This window comes from Streptomyces fagopyri (assembly GCF_009498275.1).
GTDB classification, from domain to species: domain Bacteria; phylum Actinomycetota; class Actinomycetes; order Streptomycetales; family Streptomycetaceae; genus Streptomyces; species Streptomyces fagopyri.
Genome location: NZ_CP045643.1, coordinates 969077 through 987326, shown reverse-complemented (window position 1 = coordinate 987326; position 18250 = coordinate 969077). Strand labels below are relative to the sequence as shown.

Genomic DNA, 18250 nt, shown 5'->3' with positions numbered 1-18250 from the left:
CCCGGGGCACGCAAAGCTGTACGGGATGCCGTCCCGGGCTGTACGGGGCGTCGTGCGCCAGGCTGTACGGGATGCCGTGTCCCGGGCTGTACGGGCGGTACAGGCCGCCGGGCGCCGGGCGGTACGGGGGCCGCCGTCGTGCGCGGGGCGGTACGGGTCGCCGCGCGCGGCGGTGCGGGTCAGGAGGGGGTGAGCCGTCCGTCCGGGTCGTGGAGCTTGCCGTGCCGGGACGGGTCCCGGAGCATGTGGCGGACCAGGGGCGCCGGTATCCGCACCACCACCGGGACGGGCAGGGTGAGGTCCCGTACGGCGACGGACGCGCCGGACCGCCCCCGTCCGCTCACCCGGGCCACCACCCGCACGTCCAGGGTGAACTGCACGAGCGCCGACTCGGACTTCGGCTTGTGCAGCGGCATGGAGCCGGATCCGTGGGCGGCCGTGTCGGCGGCTCCGCCCGTCCGGTCGGAGTGGCCGAGGAACTGGTTCATCCGGAACTCGTCCGCGTTCAGCACCCCCGCGCCACCCAGCCCCCGTACCGACTTGCCGTGCTCCGCCGCCTGTTGGTGGTCCGTGCCGGTGGGCCGGAGCGCGTCCGGGGAACTCTGCGCCACCGTCTCGAAGGTCATCTTGTCGCCGATCCCCAGGACCCGTCCGCCGCGCAGCCTGGCGTGCAACGAGGTGCGCAGATCCTGCCCGCGCACGCCGGAGGCGTGCACGACCGGCAGGTCGGCCCCGGCCGCCGTCAGCAGCGGCAGGGCGGAGATCAGCCACTCGGTGGAGACCGCCTCGCGCTGGGTGTACGCCGCCGCCTCGCCCGTCCGGCGGTAACGCTCGCCCCCGTGCGCCGCCCGCACCGTGTCGTCGATCACCCGCCGGATCTCCGGCGCCCCGCGGAACCCGTTGACCTGCGCCTCCATCGGCAGACTCACCCCGCGGGCGTGCCAGGGTCCCAGCCGGCTCGCCGCGGCGTCGTCCGGCCGCAGGAACGCCTGCCCCGCCTCGGCGCGAGGCACCGGCCGCAGCCGGGACAGCGCGTCGAGGTCGTGCGCCAGGACCCGGTGCACCAGGGACTGGCCGCCGAGCGTGGCCAGCCCCACCCGGCCCCGGGACGAGTGCAGTTCGAGGGTCGCCTCGATCGGTACGCGCATCCTGACCGAACGGGCGGAGGCCTCCGCGACCGTTTTCACACCCAGTTGGCTCCGCCCGACGGCCGCGGACCTGGTCACGTCCGAGACACCGACGCCGAGCCCGCCGGACGCGCCGACGCTCCTGAGCGGACCGCCGCCGCCCTCCGGTTTGCCCGCCCCGGCCACGACACCCTCGACCGTGCGTACGTCGCCGGTCGCGGAAGCGCGCGCCTTCTGCGCGGCGGCCGAGGTGATGTACTCCATGTCGCGACCGTCGGCCGCCCCGCCCTCGGGCGTGCCGGGCCGGGTGCGGCGTACGCGGAACACGGCCCAGTACGGCGTCCCGCGACCGCGGAACAGCTCGACGGGAACACCGCCGTCCATGGCCCCGGAGAGCAGTCCGGCGGACCCGTCCCGGTCCAGGACGCGCAGCAGCCGCTGCGTGTTGTCGTTCGGATCGGCCAGTTGCCGCCGGGGCAGCAACGCGTCCGCGAGGGCCCGGTCCCGGCGTCCGACGTCCGTCCGCAGCCGTTCGAGCAGCGGGACGAAGTCGGGCAGTTCCTCGATCATGCCGAAGCCGAGGGGCAGTTCCTGGGCCAGCCCGGGAGCGGCCGCCGCGGTCGTCCGTCCAGCCCGGTCATCGCTCCGCGACGAGCCCGCCGGCTCCGGACCGGTGCCCTCCTCGCGCGAGGCCCGCGCACCGCCGGCGGCGGTCTCCGCGGCGGCCCTGGAGCCGGACGGCCCCACCGCGGACGAGGGCTTCCGCCCGTCGGCCCCCGGCAGGCGCAGGCCCGCGGCCCGCACCTGCTCCGCGGTGAGCCAGAGCGCCGCCGCGGCGGGCAGGGTCCGCTCGCCCTTCGCCACGTACGGGCCGCCTCCCGTGACCTTGACCTCGCCGACCATGCGGACCACCAGGTCGCAGTGGATCAGGTAGAGAGGACGGCTGCGCGGTGTGTGGGCGTTGCGCTCGACGGTTCCGCCCAGCGTCGTCGCCACGGAGCCGCTCGCGCCCAGGCTCCGGCCGGCCGACACCCCCTCGCCGATCCGCCACTCGGTGCCGTTCTCCGCGCCGAGGAGACCTCCCTGCACCGTGGTCGTGGTACCGCGGCCCTCCTGTCCGGTGGCCTGGTGGCCGCCGAGGACGAACGTCTCGGTTCCCGGTCCGGTGCCCTGCGCGACCACCTCCGGGTTGACGAGGGCGAACCGCGTTCCCACCGCGCCGTCGAGTGCCGCGAGCCTGCGCGGGTGGCGCAGGTTCTTCACCACCCAGCCGGAGGAGACCGCCTGACGCAGTGCCGAGGTGATGGCCTGGGGGCTGAAGCGTTCCTCGATCGCCAGCCGCGGCGCGAGACCCTCCGTCTCCAGCGCCCGGTCCGCACCCGACTCCCGGCCGCGGACCGCGGCCCGCGACAGCAGCTGGAAGGCGAGGTCCCGGACCGGGCCGCCGTCTCCCAGGGTCTCCACCAGTGTCCAGTCCCGGACCGCGCGGCCCGCGATCGACCGGGGTGTCGTCGTGGACAGGTCGCCGATGCCGGACGCGGTGAACTGCCGCTGCGGCGCCGCCAGTCCGGCCGTACGGGTCCTGGTGCGGGCCGTCAGCCGGTCCTTCGCCGCGGTGTCCAGGGTGAACGCCGTCGGGGTGAGCAGACGTACGTCCTGCTCGGCCTGCGCCAGGGCCTCCGTGTCCGCGCTCGACGCGATGAGTTCGGCCTCGGGCGCGTCCCGGCCCGGGGCGCCGGGGGTGAGGACGCGCCGCGCGGTCCGCTCGCGGGTGGTCATGGTGACATCGACGTCGAGGCGCAGCGCGCCGCCGAAGGAACTGGTGCTCTCGCCCCCGTTGGTCAGCACGTCGGTGCGTGTCGTCGGGCCCGCCTGGTTGCGCCGGGAGCTCTGCCGGGTCCGTTCGCCGCGCAGCGACGCGGACAGCACTCCGGGCACGAGCCGGAACTGGCCCAGCGCGAGTCCACCGACGGAACGTGAACTGGAGCGCCCGCTTTGGGAGTTGCTGGTGACACCGGAGTGACTGCGCACCAGCCAGTCCTTGGTGTCCCCCAGATGTCCCGTCTCACGGAGCGCGCCGACGACCCGGATCTGCACGTCGTGCGCGTGCCACCGGCTCTTGCGCCGCAGCCGCACCCGGATGCCGGAGGAGAGCAACTGATCCTTGTTGACACGCAGGTTGGTCTCCGACAGCACGGTGATCAGCTCACGGTAGTTGCGGCGCTGGACCTCGGCCTCCTCCCGGCTCACCTTCGCCGCCGGACCGGGACCGAACGAGGGCAGACAGCCCGCGAGCCGCGGATCGGCCGCGAAGAGCCGCTCGATGCCGGACAGCAGCGGGCCGGTGTCGAGCCGGCTGATCGTGACGCTCGACCCCATGGCCCCGAAGGGCAGATGACGTCGGGTGTCCTGCCCCGTGCGCGAACTGCCGCCCTCCGCCGTGTCCCCGGACACCGCGGGGTCCCCGGCCCTCTTCCCCCTCGCGGTGTCCTCGCCGGCCGGTCCACCGTCCGTACCGGCGGGCCCCGAGAACATCGGGCCCGCTGTGACCCCGTCGGGCAGCGCGAGCCCCAACGCCTGTGCCTCGTCGGCCCGGAGGCTCACCCACACGTCCATCGAGTGGTGCGCGGTCCGCGTTCCCGCGCGCACCCTCATCGCGGGCGAGAGCGGTCCGGTGCCCTCGACCCGGAACCGTACCCGGCCGAAGTAGAGCACCTTGTCGCCCCGGATCTCGGCGCCCTGACGGCTCGTCACCGTCTGTTCGGCCACCGTGAACCGCGCCTTGCGGGCGCCGGCCGTGGGCATGACCGTCGCGCGCACCGCGGCGGCACCGCCCAGGACTCCGAACCCGGCCGCCGGGCCCGCGCCGAAAGTGCCGCCGCGCCCCTTGGCCGCCGAGTGGGACACCGTGTGCTGCGCCTGCTGGTGCGTGCGCAGCTGCGTCCCGCCGATCGCCCACGAGGGCGCCAGGCCGGTGAGGTCGGCGCGCATCCGGTAGGTGCCCGTGGCGCTGCCGTCCTTGGCGACCAGGTCCTCGCCCGTCACCCAGCCGCCCAGCAGTCGCGGCAGATCCTCCAGCACGGTCGTGGTGGAGGTGGCGTCGTGCAGCCGGGCCCGGCCGGGGGCACCCGGTGAGGTCAGGGAGGGGTGCAGCACGGAACTGACGGTGTCGAACAGCCCGCCACCGCCCGGTTCCGGCGCCGCGGTGTCGTCCAGCGCGACCGGGGCCAGGGAGTCGGCGAGCCGTACACGGTTCGCCGACGGCGCGTCCAGGGGCCGCAGCCGGCCCGGCGCCAGGGTCTCGGCCGTCACGGGTACCAGGTGTTCCGTGGGCACCCGCATCATCAGCGTCCCGCCGCCGCCGAAGGTCCGCGCGGGCTCACCCTGCCGCTTGATCCGGACGCCGTAGCGCACCCGTCTCGGTATCTCGACCGACCCCTTGTCGCTGCGCAGCACACGCGGCTCGGACACGGTCTTCTGCACCCGGGTGTCCGCGGAGGACAGGAACGGCTGCGCGTTCGCCATCACCGCACCGCCGAGCCATACGCCGGGGACCACCGGTGCCAGCCCGAACGCCATGAAGTTGACACCCTGGCCGGCCGAGCGGCCCGAGCTGTGGCTCACCGTGCCCGAGGTGTTGTGCTGGGCGTCCACCTTGACGGCGCCACCCTCGGCCACGCGCGCGGCCTGCGCCGACTGCCGGGGGCCGGCCTCGGTGCCGGGGGCGGAGGTGTCGTCGCCGTCGTGGCCGTCGGCGCGTGCCTTGCCCTTGCCCGTGGTTCCGGCGCTCTCCGCCCTGGCCAGGAGGGCGGCCATGGCCTCGGACTGTGCGGCCGCCGCGGCCCGCGCCTTCGCCGCCTCGGGGGAGACGAAGGTCTCGGGCAGGTCGGCGCCGTCCCGGGAGACGGTGACGGTGACGTCGTACCATCCCTTCCCCTCCGGCCCCTCGACGGTGAAGGAGCGCCCCTGCCCGTAGAACGTCTCGGGGCGCCCGGCCAGCTCCTCGCGGATCTCGGCCACCGTGCCGTCGGACCGTCCGACGACCGTGCCGAGGGTGGTGGAGACGAACTCGTGCCCGGTCAGCCGGTACGCCGTGGAGAGGCCAGGAGCCCGTAACTCCCGTAGATACGGGGGCAGTCCGAGGGGGACATGAGGTGCGGCGGGGGCGGTTCCGGCCGGCGGGGGTCCCGGCCGCCGCCGGCCCGTCCGGCCCGAACGCGCCGCGGTGGGGCATGGCGGACGGCCCTGCGTCCCCTCCCCGGTCTCGTCCTCCTCGCGGAGGGCCGGCAGCACCGTGGGCAGCTTGGTGGCGGCCCCGTTCTCCGGCAGTTCCTCGACCGTGGCCGGGACGGCGGGTCCGCGGCGTGCGGGGAGCCCGGTCCCGGCCACGCCCTCGACGGTGGGGGGCCGCCCGCGCAGCGCGCGCGCCGTCGCGGCGTTCCCCGCGGTCCTCTGCAGGGCCAGCAGGGCCTGGGGAGTCATACCGGGGGCCGTCGGCGCGGACAGCGGGTGCGCCACCGGGGTCTCGCCGCCGCTCCTGCCGGACGTGCCCGTACCGATCGGTCCCCGGCCGCGGTCGCCCGCCCCGCCGCTCCCGCCCGACGTCTGCCGCTGCCTACGCACAGTGAGCCGTCCCGTCGTGGGGCGGCACACCCGGCCCCATCGGATCCATCCGCTCGGGAGCGTAACCACGGCGGCGGCCGCCCAGGGAGCAAGATCACGGACTGGGCCGGATGGACGTCCGCCGACCACCGAGGCGTCGCCACCAGTACACCCGGGCTCCATGTCCGGTGTCCGCGCGGTCACTTCGACCAGGGCGGAAAGCCGTTGCCGCCCGGTGACCGCGGACCCACCGTGACGGTGTCATGGCACGAACGACCAGCCACAGGGGATCTCTCGTGCGCCGAATCCCGGTCACCGTCGCCACCCGTGCCGCGGCACTCGCGTTCCTCGCCCCGGCGGGCACGGCCACCGCCGCGCAGGCGGCGCCCGCCGAGCAGTCGTACACCGTCGTGCCGTACGAGAACGTCAACGTCCGCCGGTTGCCGACCGGGGACAGCGCGTATCCGGCCACCCCGACCTGGGACATCGGGGCCGGCTTCGTCAACGTCGTGTTCCTCCAGGGGGACGACCACGCCGGGCTGCCCGGCCCGCCCCGGTGCTGACCTCGGACGAGCGGGCCGGTACGCGCGCCCCCCGCGCGGCTCAGTCCCTGGCCGCGCGCAGCGCTGCCAGGGCCCGGTCGGCGTGGGCGCTCATCCGCAGTTCGCTGCGGACGACCTCCAGGACCGTACGGTCCCGGCCGATGACGAAGGTGACGCGCTTGGTGGGCGCAAGCGAGAAGCCGCGCTTGACGCCGAACCGCTCGCGGACCGTTCCGTCGACGTCGGACAGCAGCGGGAAGCCCAGGCTGTTGCGTCCGGCGAACTCCTGCTGCCGGTCGACGGGGTCACCGCTGATGCCCACCGGTCGCGCGCCGACGGCGGCGAACTCGGCCGCCAGATCACGGAAGTGGCACGCCTCGGCGGTGCAGCCCGCCGTGAGGGCGGCGGGGTAGAAGAACACCACCACCGGTCCGTCGCCGAGCAGTTCGGACAGCCGCCGGTCCGTACCCGTCTCGTCCGGGAGGACGAAGTCCTCCACCTTGTCGCCCACTTCGACCGTACGTGTCATGCCCGGCCCTTCCCACTCCTGGCGACGCCGCGTGCCCACAGCACCAGCGGTACCTGCAACGGAAGCCGGGCGAGGGCCGCGGCCTTGAGCGGCGCGGGACGGTGACGCCAGTCCACGGCCATCTGCACATTGGCGGGGAACACCCCGACGAAGAACGCGGCCGCGGCGAGCGCGGCGGTACGCCGTGTACGGGGCAGCGCCACCCCGGCGGCCAGCGCCAGTTCGGCGGCCCCGCTCACATACGTCCAGGTGCGGGGCGATCCCGGCAGAGCGCGCGGAATCGTCGCGTCGAACTGCTTGGGTGTCACGAAGTGACCGACCCCCGCCGTCGCCAGCAGACCGGCGAGCAACAGGGCTGAGCGTTCCGAGCGTGGCACGGTTCCTCCTCCTGAGGTCTCCGCGAGATATTACTGGACGGTAAGCGGAAGTGCGGCGGGCGGTTCCGTCTCCGTCGGGCGGGGAGAGGGGAGAAGGGGGAGGGAGGGGATGGCAGGAGCGGAGAGGAGTGGGGGGAAGGCGGCGACGTCCGGGGGCGGGGGCGTGCGGGGCTAGCGGAGGCTGCCGCTGCCGTGGGGGGCGTAGAGGTCCAGCAGCCGGGTGCGGGCCGAGCGCAGGCGGTGGGCGAGGACGTCGCCCACCCATTCGGCGACCGCCAGGCCCAGCGCGGGGTCGTCGTGGCACATGGCCCGAACGGCCGTGGCGTCGAACTCGTACGCGCGTACCGGTGTCGTCGCCTCGGCGCCCAGGTGGTAGGCGTGCGGCGCGAACAGCCAGGACCAGCCGACGAGTTCGTTGTGCCGGAGCGACTCGATGACCGCCGGCCGGCGGTCGGGCACCCGCATGTCGAGGTCGACCGTGCCGGTGCGGACGATCCAGAACCGGTCCGCCTGCCCGCCTTCCTCGAAGAGGCGGGCTCCCTGCGGGAAGGACACCTCGCGGGCGATGCGCATCAGGCGCTGCCGGTGCTCGGCGGGCAGCGCCCGCGGCATGCTGGACGTGGGGGAAGCGTTCATGCCGGCCTCCAGGACGGGCGAACGGACCTGTCGCCTCCAGCATGTGCCTCTGTCCCGTTCCGGAGGAAGGGGCTACCGGCCCCGGCGTGGGGACATTCGGTACCCGCGCTGTCAACAGGCCGCCGCGGAGGGTGACTTCGCCCGCCGGGCTGACGAAGTGCCCGTCAGGACAAGCTGGTTCGCGGTGCGCGGACGTCGTCCGGCGGCGCGTCGACGTCGTCCGGTCACGGCGGTCCCGGGAGCGCGGTCCGACCGCCCCTCGCCCTCGTCAGTGCGCGGCGCGGACGCCGTCGAGGGCGACGGTGAGGACGCGGTCGCGCTGGGCGTCGTCGAGGAAGTTCGTCGAGGTGATCCCCGCGACCATGCGCAGGAGGTCGTCGAAGTCCATGTCGGCGCGGGCCTCGCCGGCCTTCTGGGCCCGCTCGAACAGCGGGCCGCCCGCCTGGTACATCGAGTCCCGGCAGGCGAGGAAGATCTCCGACTCGTTGTTGAGCGCCTCGCGGATGGCCCGCTTGGTCACGGTGTAGTCCACGAACCGGCGCAGCCACGAGGTCAGCGCCTCCCACGGTTCCTGGGTGGCGACGTCCTGCGCCACCCGGCACAGGGCGTCCACCTCGTCCGCGTACACGCTCTCGAAGAGATGGCGGCGGGTGGGGAAGTTCCGGTACAGCGTGCCGATGCCGACCCCCGCGCGACGGGCGATGTCCTCCAGGGACGCCTCCGCGCCGTTCTCCGCGAACGCCTCACGCGCGGCGGCCAGCAGGGCGTCGTAGTTGCGCGCGGCGTCCTTGCGGTGCGGACGCTGGGACGCCACGATCCCGCTGATGGAGAGCGGCTGGGCCGTCACGAGTGCCTCCCGGCAGCGAAATGGTTGAACCGGAGGTGCTCCTCCGGTACAGTGGAGGTATACCTCCACTTTAGCAGTCGGGGCTACGTTCCCGTCGAGGCGTGCGGCCGCACGCCTCGACGACGTACCCGCGCCCCCCTGTGACCGGGCAGTGGGCCCTGTTCCGCCCGCGCCGCCCGTCCGACCTCCCTGTTCGCAGGTTTCCTGGCGGCCGCCGCACGCGGTCGCCCCGCGCTCACGGCCGCCCGTCGGCCCTCCCTGTCGCACGACCATGGCCGGCCGATCCCGGCCGCGTCCCGTTCCGAGAGGCTTTTCCATGCCCAGGAAGTCCACCCGCCTCACCTTCGCGGTCCTCGCGACCGGCGCGGGGGTGTTCTCCATGCTCCAGTCGTTGATCGCGCCGGCCCTGCCGACCGTGCAGCATGCGATGCACACCTCGCAGTCCACCGTGACCTGGGTGATGACGGCGTACCTGCTGTCCGCGTCCGTCTTCACCCCGATCCTCGGCCGGGTCGGGGACCTCGTCGGCAAGAAGCGCACCCTCGTCGCCGTCCTCGTGACCGTGACGCTCGGCTGTCTGCTCGCCGCACTCGCGCCCACCATCGGCGTACTGATCGTCGCCCGGGTCGTCCAGGGCATAGGCGGCGCGCTGTTCCCGCTGTCCTTCGGCATCATCCGGGACGAGTTCACCCCGGCCGAGGTCGGCCCGAGCATCAGCAACCTGTCCGCCGTGATCGCGGCGGGCGGTGGCGTCGGCCTGGTGGCGGCCGGGCCCATCGTGTCGGCCCTCGACTACAAGTGGCTGTTCTGGCTGCCGGTCGGAGTGGTCGCGGTGACCACCCTGATCGCGCTGCGCTGTGTCCCCGAGTCCCCCAAGCGCGCCGAGGGGCGGGTCAGCTGGCTCGGTGCCGTACTGCTCTCCGGCTGGCTGGTGGCCCTGCTGCTGCCGCTCAGCCAGGCGACCCGGTGGGGCTGGGGATCGGGCCGGGTGATCGGTCTGTTCGTCGCCGCCGTGGTGCTCTTCGCGCTGTGGCTGTACGCCGAGGCCCGCTCCGCCAGCCCGCTGATCGACCTGAAGGTCATGCGGCTCCCCGCGGTGTGGACCACCAACGCCGCCGCCCTCCTGTTCGGCGCGGGCATGTACGCGATCTGGTCCTTCCTCCCCGGCTTCGTGCAGACCCCCCGTTCCGCGGGGTACGGCTTCGGGGCCAGTGTCACCGGGGCCGGGCTGCTCATGCTCCCGATGCTGATCGCGATGTTCTGCTCGGGAGTGCTCAGCGGCCGGCTGGAGCCGGTGCTGGGCGCCAAGCGGCTGCTCACGACCGGTGCCGCGCTCGGCGCCGTGGCCTGCGGCTTCCTCGCCGCCTGGCACGATCGGCAGTGGCAGGTGGCCTTCGCCGCGGGTGTCTTCGGCCTCGGTATCGGCCTGGCCTTCGCCTCGATGGCCAACCTGATCGTCGGCAGCGTCCCCGCGGAACAGACCGGCGCCGCGACCGGTATGAACGCCAACATCCGTACCATCGGCGGATCGATCGGCGCGGCCGTGACCAGCGTCCTGGTGACGGGGCGTCTCCAGCCCTCGGGCCTGCCCTACGGCTCCGGCTACACCCACGGATTCAGCCTGCTGGCCCTGCTCTGCCTCGGCGCCGCGCTGGCCGCCCTTCTCGTGCCGGCCCGGCGGACCGGCCGTATGCCCGCCGCCCGGGCCGCCTCCGAACTGCCGGGCACGGAGAGCGAGGCCGTCGCGTCCGGCGCCCGGAACTGAGGCGGGGACCGAGGCGGACGGCCGAGGGAACCCGGGTTGCAGGGGGCGTCGTACCGGCGCCGGCCCGTAGGCCGGTGCCGTACGGCGGCCTCGCACCCGTGGGACCGGCGGCGTGCGTGCCGGTCCCGAGGGTGCGAGCCCGCCGTCACCGCCCACACGGCCGAATCGCTGTCCCGTCCGTACCGGTGGGCGGCGCCCGTCCCGCCCACCGGTACGGCCCGGCGGGTGACCCGTACCGCCGGGACGACATCCCGGCGGTAGGAGAAGCCGTTCGTCCTACGGTGCTACCGGAGCGTGACTCCAAATGGGCGGCGCCCTCACCCGACCCGGTGAGCGGCCGCACGGGCGCGTACCACCGGCGTGCGCGTGGCCGTTGTTCCGTCATGGACAGCACACACACGGCCAGGCGACGCCGTCCGGAGGAAGACCTCGCGGGCCGGCCGCACGCCGAACCGGTGGCCGGCCACCAGGCGCACACGCCGATCTACGCCCAACTGGTCGCGGAGTGGCGGGCGAAGGGCCGTACGACACCGGATCGCCGCGAGGTCTTCGAGGTGCTGTGGGCCTCTTTCGCCGCCCCCGACCCCTCGGGGAGCGAGCCGTGGCCGGCCGGCTCCCGGGCGGACCGCCGACCGGTGGGACCGCCGCCCCGGCCCTCGGACCCCCGGACGGAGCGGGTCTCGGGCGAGGAAGAGGGAGAAGCGGCCGAACAGGTGCCCGCCGTGCCCGTACCGCGTGGCCTGCCGGGCCGCTGACCCCCGCTGCCGCCGTCCGGCTCCTCAGCACTCCCGGGACGGCGCCAGGACGGCGAGAGTCCCGTTGGCCTGCTGCAGGGCCAGCTCCAGACAGGCGGCGGAATGGAGGTCCCCGGTTCCGTCCGGCGGGATGAGCCACTCCAGGAAACGCGCGGAGCGGTAGGGCGGAGGGACGGCGACCCACGATCCCTTGCCGGCGTACCGGATACCGGACCCGACCCAGCGGCTCTCGGGGTCAGGCGCCAGGAAGAAGCCCACGCGGCGGGCCGCGGTGTCCACCAGGGTGGGGCCCGGGGCGTTCAGGGGGTCGTGCCACAGGATGTCCAGGGCGAGCAGGCCGAGTTGCTCGGGCACGCTGAGGACGTCCCAGAAGCGGCCGGCCGCCATCAGCGCGGTTCCCGGCTCCTGATCCCATTCCCGCTTGCAGACCCGAGGGTCCGAGGCCGCCGCCGCGAGCCACTCGACAGCTTGCCTCCACGCTGCATCCGGCATGACCAACTCCCGCGTCATCACAGGCTGTTCGAGCATGTGTGGAGCGACACCCGGGTGCGGACCCGCACCCGGGCGCCGACCCGGCGTGTTCATGCTGGTAGATATTTCTATTCTTCGGAAGGGGTGGCGCGGTCTGGCGTTCACCGTCGGCCCGCTCGGACGTCATCCGAACGGTCCGTGGAGCACGACCGCGAGACCCAGCAGGACGGCTGTCGCGGCCCCGTGGGGGCAGGGCCCGGTGCGCGCCCATGACCCGCGGAGCGACCGTGCCCACGGCTTTCCCCGGTCAGGTGCGCGACACACGAATGCTGAGCGCGTTGGCGGCGACGACGGCTCCGATGCCGGCCCACTCCGGCCACCCCAGCCCCTGGCCGAGCACGAGCCACCCGACCAACCCGGCGAGAACAGGGTTGACGCTCATGAAGAGACCGAAGGCCGGGGCCGCCACCCGCCGCAGGGTGAACAGGTCCGCGAGGCAGGGCACCGCCGAGGACAGCACTCCGGCCGCGACGGCGTACCCGACGGCCGCCGGTGTCGGCGGATGCCGCACCACGACGGCGAGCCCGACGGGCAGGAACACCAGGGCGGAGATCGCCGCGGCGGCGGCCGGCCCGCCGGCTCCGGGGATGCGGCGCCCGACCGTACGGTTCAGCAGGATGTACGCCGCCCAGCAACAGGCCGCCAGCAGCGCCAGGCCCATCCCCAGGAAGTCGGCGGACGGCCGCGGACGCATCAGCGTGACGACGCCCGCCACCGCGACCGCCGCACAGCACACGTCCGCGCGGCGGCGCGAGGCGGTCAGCGCGATCCCCAGCGGGCCGAGGAACTCCAGGGTCACCGCGAGGCCCAGCCCGACGCGGTCGACGGCGGTGTACAACGACAGGTTCATCGTCCCGAACACCAGCGCCAGCAGCAGGACCGGCCACCACTGACGCCGGGTGAAGGTCCGCGGCCGGGGCCGGCCGACGGCGACCAGGACGATCGCGGCGACGTACTGGCGCACGGCCACCACACCGACGGGACCGAGAACGGGGAACGCCAGCGAACCGATCGCGGCGCCCGTCTGGTTGGACAGGCCGCTGCCGACCATGGTGGCCACGCCGGAGAGCCGCGTGCCCCCGGGCAGGGGGAGGGAGGGAGCCAGGGGCGTCGGGGGAGTGTGCCGGTCGGCCGCCGCCGGGTGTGCGGAGAGTGCTCGCATGCCCCGATCGTGGAACCGGACCACCCTTGCGCAAAATGCATTCGCGGGATCAACCATACGCTTGAGTCATGGATGTGGAACTGCGGCAGTTGCGCTGTCTCGTCGCGATCGTCGACGAGGGCACCTTCACCGATGCCGCCATCGCGCTCGGCGTCTCCCAGGCGGCGGTCTCCCGCACCCTGGCCTCACTCGAACGCGCCCTGGGGGTACGGCTGTTGCGGCGCACCTCGCGCGAGGTCGCGCCGACGGCGACCGGGCTGCGCGTACTGGCCCACGCCCGGCGGGTCCTGGGCGAGGTGGCCTACCTGGTCCAGGAGGCCACCACGGGCCGCGCCTCGCTGCGGATCGGGTACGCGTGGTCGGCGCTGGGCCGCCACACGCTCGCCTTCCAACGCGAGTGGGCGCGCTCGCACCCCGGCACGGAACTGCGGCTCGTCCGCGTCAACTCCCCGACCGCCGGACTCTCCGAGGGGGCCTGCGACATGGCCGTGCTGCGCAGGGCGCCGGACGACCGCCGCTTCGACACGGCCATCGTGGGACTGGAACGGCGGCTGTGCGCCATGGCCGCCGACGATCCGCTCGCCCGGCGCCGCTCGGTGCGGCTCGCCGACATCGCCGCACGCGTCCTGCTCGTCGACCGCAGGACCGGGACGACCACGACGGAACTGTTCCCCGCCGATTCCCGCCCGGCCACCAAGGAGACCCACGATGTCGACGAATGGCTCACCGCGATCTCCACGGGCCGGTGCGTGGGCATGACGGCCGAGTCGACCGCGCACCAGTACCCGCGCCCCGGAGTGGTCTACCGGCCGGTGCGCGACGCCGAACCCCTCGCCGTACGCCTCGCCTGGTGGCGCGACGACCCGCACCCCTCGACCCGGACCGCGATCGAACTGCTCTCGGAGCTGTATCGCGACGCCTGAACCCGCGGCGGGCCCGGTGAACCGCCGCACCCGCCGTCCCGGGAACCCGGCACGGACAAACAGGTTGAGAGTGCCTGGTCCGGCCGGAGATGATCCCCACCATGTTCTCCCGCAAGAACCGCCGACCGAAGTCCGCCGACCTGCTGAAGGCCTGGGAGTGTCTGGACGCCGGAGACATACCCGCCGCCCTGCGACTGGTGAAGCCGGGCGCGGAGACCCTGCCGCTCGCGGAGACGGCGCTCGTGGTCGGCCGGGCCGCCGCGATGGCCGGCTTCGACGACCTCGGGAAGGCCGCGGCGGCGCTCGCCGAGGACCCCGGGAAGGGACAGGCCCTCTACGACTTCGGGTACGCCTGCGTCGAACGCGGACTCCCCTCCCTCGCGATACCCGCCCTGCGTGACGCGCTGCGCGGAAACCCGGGCGCGCTGACGGTGATGCGCGAGCTCGTGTCCGCCTATGAGCGCGAGGGCCGGCACGGCGAGGCCGTCGAGGTGCTGACACGGCACGAGAACGACTTCGCGCCGTGGCCGGACCGCTACCTCCTCGTCTTCAACGCGATCATGGTGGGCGACCTCGCGCTGGCGAGGCGCCAGCACGCGCTGCTCCCGGACCCGGCGGACCCACGATGGGTGCCCACGCGCGACCGGCAGCGCCGGATGCTGGAGCGGGCCGCGAGCGCGGAGCCGGTGAGCCCGCTCGGTCCGACCGATCTGCGCGGATGGCAGTTCGTGATGGGCGGCACGATCCTCGGCACGCTGTCGCCGTTCGGCTTCGGCGCCGGGATGACGGGCCGGTACGCGTGGCTGCAGGACTCCTACGGCCAGTGTCTGGAGGGTCTGCTGCGGCTGAGGGCCCTGCTGGACGCCGCCGGGGCGCGCCCCCGGTCGGTGTCGCTCCTGCCCGACCGCGACAGCCGGATCCTCGGTCTGGCCGCCGCCAAGGTGCTAGGCGTCCCCGCGGAGCCCTTCGCCCCCGGGCGGGAGGACACCGTCGTGGTCGCGTACGACCTGAACGGCTCGGCGCAGGCCGAAGGAGGCCCCGAGATCCTGGGGCAGCTCTTCGACCGGGCACCGGGACAGGTGCTGCACGAACACGCGAGCAACTGGACCGACGTCCCGGTGATCACCGCCGACAGCGTGACGCTGCTGCACCAGTCGGTCGTCGCGCCCTGGGGCGAGCAGCTGCGCGCGGGGGAGGACGGCGAGGTGGAGCGGGGGCCGGCCGACGACCGGCCGGCGGAACGGATCGCCGCCGAGATCGTGGGAGCCGATCCGTCGCGGGGGGAGGGCGACGGCCGAACGCCCGCCGACCCGCTCGCCGCGTTCACCGACTTCGTCGCGGCGGTCCACGGCTCCTGGCTCCGGGGCGACCGGGCACGGCTGACCTCGTCCGGCCCGGTCCCCAGCGCCAGGTTCGCCTGACCCGGAACGGACTCCGGGAGCGCCCGCGACGGTGGGAATGCGGCGAGGGGGGTCACTGTTACACCACTCGTAGCTGGCATGCGCGAGTCAAGATCCTCGCGGTGCGAGCGGAAGGAGGACCTCATGGCACGCAGCAGTGCCCGTCCCGTCGTCACGCTGAGGTCGACGGCCGGGACCGGCGTCACCTACGTGACCCGCAAGAACCGTCTCAGTGACCCCGACCGGCTCGTCCTGCGCAAGTACGACCGGGTGGCGGGGGAGCACGTCCCGTTCCGCGAGGAACGCTGAACCGACCCCGGCGCGGCCGGGTGGGCAGTGGCAAGGAGGGAACACGCGTGAGGCCCTTTATCCATCCCGAATCCAGACCGGTCGTCTTCCGTGACCGGGCCGCGGACGTCGCGTTCCTGACGCGTTCGACGGCGCGCTCGTCGCGGACGATCGAGTGGGAGGACGGCAACACCTACCCGCTGATCGATGTGGAGATCTCGTCGGCCAGTCATCCGTTCCACACGGGGAACTCGCGGGTCGTGGACACGGCGGGCCGGGTGGAGCGCTTCGAGCGCCGCTACGGCCGCGCGGCCGCGCCTCGGCACTGACCGCGGGCCCGCTTGCCGAGCAGAAGGAGAGCAGAGCTGTGAAGGTACGTAATTCCCTGCGCTCGATGAAGTCGAAGCCCGGGGCTCAGGTGGTTCGCCGGCGGGGTGTGACCTTCGTCGTCAACAAGAAGAACCCGCGCTTCAAGGCCCGCCAGGGCTGACGAGGCGCCCGGGGGTGGACAGAGAGACGGCCGGCCCGGTCCTCGCACGGCGCGAGGACCGGGCCGGCCGCTCGTCGGAAGGCCGCGGCCACCGGGAGGTGCCGAACACGCCCGCCGGTCCCCGCGGGAGCGACGCATCCACCGCAGCGACGCATCCACCGCAGCGACGCATCCACCGCAGCGACGTACTCACCGGAGCGCGCCGAGGCGGGTTGAGTAGCCGTACTCATGCCCGGCGCCCCCGGTGACGCACACCATGGATCTCACACGGCACGACGCACACCGCTGGCTGATGGACCGTCAGCTCTGGTTCCGATCAAGGAACTCGGTGCTCGCCGCGCCGAACCGGCCCCGCGTGCGCGGTGGTCGGCCCGTCGCTCTTCTCGTCATGGGGGAAACACACATGTCCAAGCGCCTGGTCGTCTCCGCGCTCGCCGGTGCCGTCGTCGTGGGCGGTGGCGCGGCCGCCACCGTCGCCCTCGTCGGAACCGCCGACGCGGCCGCACCGGCGGGAGACCCGGTGATCGGGAAGTCCGCCTCGGACCCGGTGGTCCTGGGGGACACCGGAACCGACGCCCTCACGTTCACCACGTCCGTGTCCGACGACTCGGGCATCAGGGGCGTGAAGGTGCTGGCCTGGCCGAAGAGTTCGTACCTGGCACCCAAGGCGTCCGAGATGGCGCATGTGGAGAGCGCCACCTGCGAGGCGTCCTCGGCGACCACGTCGGTGTGCACCTACCGGGCCCCCGTCGGCGGACGGAAGGACGCCGCCGGCATCCCGACCGGTACCTGGTACATGGCGGTCCTCGTCACCGCCGAGGACCACGGCACGACGTTCTCCGCGAAGGCGTCGGCCTTCACCGTCACGCGTCACGCGGGCTGAGTGTCATCCGGACCGCGTCGGTCGGGCGACAGAAGGGCGAAAACGGGCCGCCGCCACGGGCGAGTTGTGTCCCACGGCGCTACTCCGTTACAGTCGATCTTGAGCACGCCGCCGGATCTCCGGTAGCGGGCCCGGCGTCGGTGGTCCAAGGAAAGACGTCCCGCTTCCTGCGGGGAGATGCAGGTGCAAGGCCTGCCCGGCGCTCCGCACAGCCCCGCCCTCCGGTTCGGAGGGCGGGGCTCATGTGTTTTCCGACCCCGAGTGCGCGCCCCGCGCGGTGCGCGGTCGACGGCGAGGCCGTCGTTCTCGCGCCCTGACCGGTGGGTGAAGCCGAGGGGCGCCCGGCGTTCGGGATGCCCACGCGTTCCTGGCGCGCACGCCAGGGGCGGGTGTCTCGACGGTCCCGCCTCGCCCCCCGGGTGGTCACGGCCTTGAGGGCGACGGGGAAGAGGCGCTCGGAGCGGTGTCCGAGCCGTCGCCCGGCCGGCCGCGGACGCCGCCCTCGCAACGTGCGGGCAGGCGGCCCGAGTTCGCGGTGGAACCGCGGACCGATCGTGTCCGGCCGGCGTGGAACCTCGCGAGACCCATGGGGCGCTTGGGCCGGTTCGGCGCCGGTGTGGCGCCGGTGTGGCGGACAACCGCCGTGCTCCGCACGCGTGTCGGCAACATACCGGACAAAATTGTTGACAATCCTCTCGGGCTGGTTCTAGTTTCGACAGGCACTCACTCAGGGAGGGCACGATGCCGAAGGAAGCCCGTCCGGGCACCGGCGAGCAGGCCAGGAAATACGCTCTGGCACACCTGCGGCAGGCGATCCTGCTGGGTGAGATGGCGCCGGCCCAACGGCTCGTGGAGAACGAGCTGGCCGACCGGTTCGGTGTCACCCGGGCCAGCGTCCGGGCCGCACTGATCGAGCTGGAGTCCGAGGGGCTGGTCGAGCGGATCCGCAACCGCGGCTCGCGGGTGCGGGTCGTGACGGTCGAGGAAGCGGTGGCCATCACCGAATGCCGCATGGCCCTCGAAGGCCTGTGCGCGGCCAAGGCGGCCGTCACCGCCACCGAGGACCAGCTCACCGAACTGGCCGTCCTGGGAACGGCGATGTCGAAGGCGGTCGCCGACGGCGAGCCCATGGTCTACTCCGGGCTCAACCACGAACTCCACGACCGCATCCGGGAGTTCTCCGGCCAGCGGGTCGCCGTGGAGCTGCTGGAGCGGCTCAACGGACAGCTGGTGCGCCATCGTTTCCAGCTCGCCCTGAGGCCCGGACGTCCCCAGCAGTCCCTGAGCGAACACCTGGCCATGATCGAGGCGATCAGGGCCCGGGACCCGCAGGCGGCCGAAGCGGCCGTCCGCGGCCACCTCGCGGGAGTCATCGACGCACTGCGCCAATGAC

The 18250-nt window shown here is 73.7% G+C and carries 17 protein-coding genes and 1 tRNA gene; 11 read left to right on the top strand and 7 right to left on the bottom strand.

The window, feature by feature from the left end; translation table 11 throughout:
- Positions 1 to 179: 179 nt before the first annotated feature.
- Positions 180 to 5609, bottom strand: coding sequence for a hypothetical protein (locus GFH48_RS04185; RefSeq protein ID WP_153286951.1), 5430 nt, complete (start codon positions 5607 to 5609; stop codon positions 180 to 182).
- A gap of 416 nt (positions 5610 to 6025) precedes the next feature.
- Between GFH48_RS04185 and GFH48_RS04180 the strand changes: the two genes are divergently transcribed.
- The gene (locus GFH48_RS04180; protein ID WP_153286950.1) at positions 6026 to 6292 is read left to right on the top strand and encodes an SH3 domain-containing protein; all 267 of its coding nucleotides are present in this window, start codon (positions 6026 to 6028) and stop codon (positions 6290 to 6292) included.
- A gap of 40 nt (positions 6293 to 6332) precedes the next feature.
- On the opposite strand, the gene GFH48_RS04175 is transcribed toward GFH48_RS04180, so the two are convergent.
- The 4 genes from GFH48_RS04175 to GFH48_RS04160 form a co-directional block, all read right to left on the bottom strand.
- Positions 6333 to 6800: a peroxiredoxin gene (locus GFH48_RS04175; protein WP_153286949.1), complete on the bottom strand. Its 468-nt coding sequence runs from the start codon at positions 6798 to 6800 to the stop codon at positions 6333 to 6335.
- The gene (locus GFH48_RS04170) at positions 6797 to 7177 is read right to left on the bottom strand and encodes a DoxX family protein (RefSeq protein WP_153286948.1); all 381 of its coding nucleotides are present in this window, start codon (positions 7175 to 7177) and stop codon (positions 6797 to 6799) included. Before GFH48_RS04170 ends, GFH48_RS04175 begins: the two co-directional genes overlap by 4 nt.
- A 171-nt stretch (positions 7178 to 7348) precedes the next feature.
- On the bottom strand, positions 7349 to 7813 hold the full coding sequence (locus GFH48_RS04165; RefSeq protein ID WP_153286947.1) for a cyclic nucleotide-binding domain-containing protein: 465 nt from the start codon (positions 7811 to 7813) through the stop codon (positions 7349 to 7351).
- Between the two features lie 268 nt (positions 7814 to 8081).
- The gene (locus GFH48_RS04160) at positions 8082 to 8660 is read right to left on the bottom strand and encodes a TetR/AcrR family transcriptional regulator (RefSeq protein ID WP_153286946.1); all 579 of its coding nucleotides are present in this window, start codon (positions 8658 to 8660) and stop codon (positions 8082 to 8084) included.
- A 316-nt stretch (positions 8661 to 8976) separates the two neighbouring features.
- Here GFH48_RS04160 and GFH48_RS04155 point away from each other — a divergent pair, with 316 nt between their 5' ends.
- Both GFH48_RS04155 and GFH48_RS04150 read left to right on the top strand, forming a co-directional pair.
- Entirely contained in the window at positions 8977 to 10425 is a 1449-nt protein-coding gene (locus GFH48_RS04155; protein ID WP_153286945.1) for an MFS transporter, read from the top strand.
- Between the two features lie 383 nt (positions 10426 to 10808).
- The gene (locus GFH48_RS04150) at positions 10809 to 11180 is read left to right on the top strand and encodes a hypothetical protein (RefSeq protein ID WP_153286944.1); all 372 of its coding nucleotides are present in this window, start codon (positions 10809 to 10811) and stop codon (positions 11178 to 11180) included.
- A gap of 24 nt (positions 11181 to 11204) precedes the next feature.
- Here GFH48_RS04150 and GFH48_RS04145 read toward each other — a convergent pair whose 3' ends face one another.
- Positions 11205 to 11672 (bottom strand): hypothetical protein, encoded by a 468-nt coding sequence (locus tag GFH48_RS04145; RefSeq protein ID WP_153286943.1) that lies wholly within the window; start codon positions 11670 to 11672, stop codon positions 11205 to 11207.
- A 286-nt stretch (positions 11673 to 11958) separates the two neighbouring features.
- On the bottom strand, positions 11959 to 12873 hold the full coding sequence (locus tag GFH48_RS04140) for an EamA family transporter (RefSeq protein WP_153286942.1): 915 nt from the start codon (positions 12871 to 12873) through the stop codon (positions 11959 to 11961).
- A 68-nt stretch (positions 12874 to 12941) separates the two neighbouring features.
- Between GFH48_RS04140 and GFH48_RS04135 the strand changes: the two genes are divergently transcribed.
- The 8 genes from GFH48_RS04135 (at position 12942) to GFH48_RS04100 (ending at position 18249) form a co-directional block, all read left to right on the top strand.
- Positions 12942 to 13796 carry a LysR family transcriptional regulator gene (locus GFH48_RS04135; protein ID WP_153286941.1) on the top strand — a complete coding sequence of 285 codons (855 nt, stop codon included), beginning with the start codon at positions 12942 to 12944 and terminating at the stop codon, positions 13794 to 13796.
- Between the two features lie 101 nt (positions 13797 to 13897).
- Positions 13898 to 15217, top strand: coding sequence for a tetratricopeptide repeat protein (locus GFH48_RS04130; protein ID WP_153286940.1), 1320 nt, complete (start codon positions 13898 to 13900; stop codon positions 15215 to 15217).
- A gap of 123 nt (positions 15218 to 15340) precedes the next feature.
- Positions 15341 to 15505, top strand: a complete 165-nt coding sequence (rpmG, locus tag GFH48_RS04125; RefSeq protein ID WP_153286939.1) for a 50S ribosomal protein L33 — start codon at positions 15341 to 15343, stop codon at positions 15503 to 15505.
- Between the two features lie 47 nt (positions 15506 to 15552).
- Positions 15553 to 15813 carry a type B 50S ribosomal protein L31 gene (locus GFH48_RS04120; RefSeq protein ID WP_153286938.1) on the top strand — a complete coding sequence of 87 codons (261 nt, stop codon included), beginning with the start codon at positions 15553 to 15555 and terminating at the stop codon, positions 15811 to 15813.
- Between the two features lie 38 nt (positions 15814 to 15851).
- Positions 15852 to 15974 carry a type B 50S ribosomal protein L36 gene (gene ykgO, locus GFH48_RS04115; protein ID WP_148014371.1) on the top strand — a complete coding sequence of 41 codons (123 nt, stop codon included), beginning with the start codon at positions 15852 to 15854 and terminating at the stop codon, positions 15972 to 15974.
- Positions 15975 to 16377: 403 nt separating this feature from the next.
- Positions 16378 to 16857, top strand: coding sequence for a DUF5707 domain-containing protein (locus GFH48_RS04110; protein WP_153286937.1), 480 nt, complete (start codon positions 16378 to 16380; stop codon positions 16855 to 16857).
- 134 nt (positions 16858 to 16991) lie between these two features.
- Positions 16992 to 17061: transfer RNA gene (locus GFH48_RS04105), tRNA-Arg, on the top strand.
- Positions 17062 to 17598: 537 nt separating this feature from the next.
- Positions 17599 to 18249: a GntR family transcriptional regulator gene (locus tag GFH48_RS04100; RefSeq protein ID WP_153286936.1), complete on the top strand. Its 651-nt coding sequence runs from the start codon at positions 17599 to 17601 to the stop codon at positions 18247 to 18249.
- Position 18250 lies beyond the last annotated feature (1 nt).

Bases quoted from the DNA above. Each gene is read 5' to 3' on its own strand.
- GFH48_RS04185 (WP_153286951.1), bottom strand. From the start codon at position 5,609: ATGACTCCCCAGGCCCTGCTGGCCCTGCAGAGGACCGCGGGGAACGCC.
- GFH48_RS04175 (WP_153286949.1), bottom strand. From the start codon at position 6,800: ATGACACGTACGGTCGAAGTGGGCGACAAGGTGGAGGACTTCGTCCTC.
- GFH48_RS04165 (WP_153286947.1), bottom strand. From the start codon at position 7,813: ATGAACGCTTCCCCCACGTCCAGCATGCCGCGGGCGCTGCCCGCCGAG.
- GFH48_RS04155 (WP_153286945.1), top strand. From the start codon at position 8,977: ATGCCCAGGAAGTCCACCCGCCTCACCTTCGCGGTCCTCGCGACCGGC.
- GFH48_RS04150 (WP_153286944.1), top strand. From the start codon at position 10,809: ATGGACAGCACACACACGGCCAGGCGACGCCGTCCGGAGGAAGACCTC.
- GFH48_RS04145 (WP_153286943.1), bottom strand. From the start codon at position 11,672: ATGCCGGATGCAGCGTGGAGGCAAGCTGTCGAGTGGCTCGCGGCGGCG.
- GFH48_RS04140 (WP_153286942.1), bottom strand. From the start codon at position 12,873: ATGCGAGCACTCTCCGCACACCCGGCGGCGGCCGACCGGCACACTCCC.
- GFH48_RS04135 (WP_153286941.1), top strand. From the start codon at position 12,942: ATGGATGTGGAACTGCGGCAGTTGCGCTGTCTCGTCGCGATCGTCGAC.
- GFH48_RS04130 (WP_153286940.1), top strand. From the start codon at position 13,898: ATGTTCTCCCGCAAGAACCGCCGACCGAAGTCCGCCGACCTGCTGAAG.
- rpmG (WP_153286939.1), top strand. From the start codon at position 15,341: ATGGCACGCAGCAGTGCCCGTCCCGTCGTCACGCTGAGGTCGACGGCC.
- GFH48_RS04110 (WP_153286937.1), top strand. From the start codon at position 16,378: ATGTCCAAGCGCCTGGTCGTCTCCGCGCTCGCCGGTGCCGTCGTCGTG.
- GFH48_RS04100 (WP_153286936.1), top strand. From the start codon at position 17,599: ATGCCGAAGGAAGCCCGTCCGGGCACCGGCGAGCAGGCCAGGAAATAC.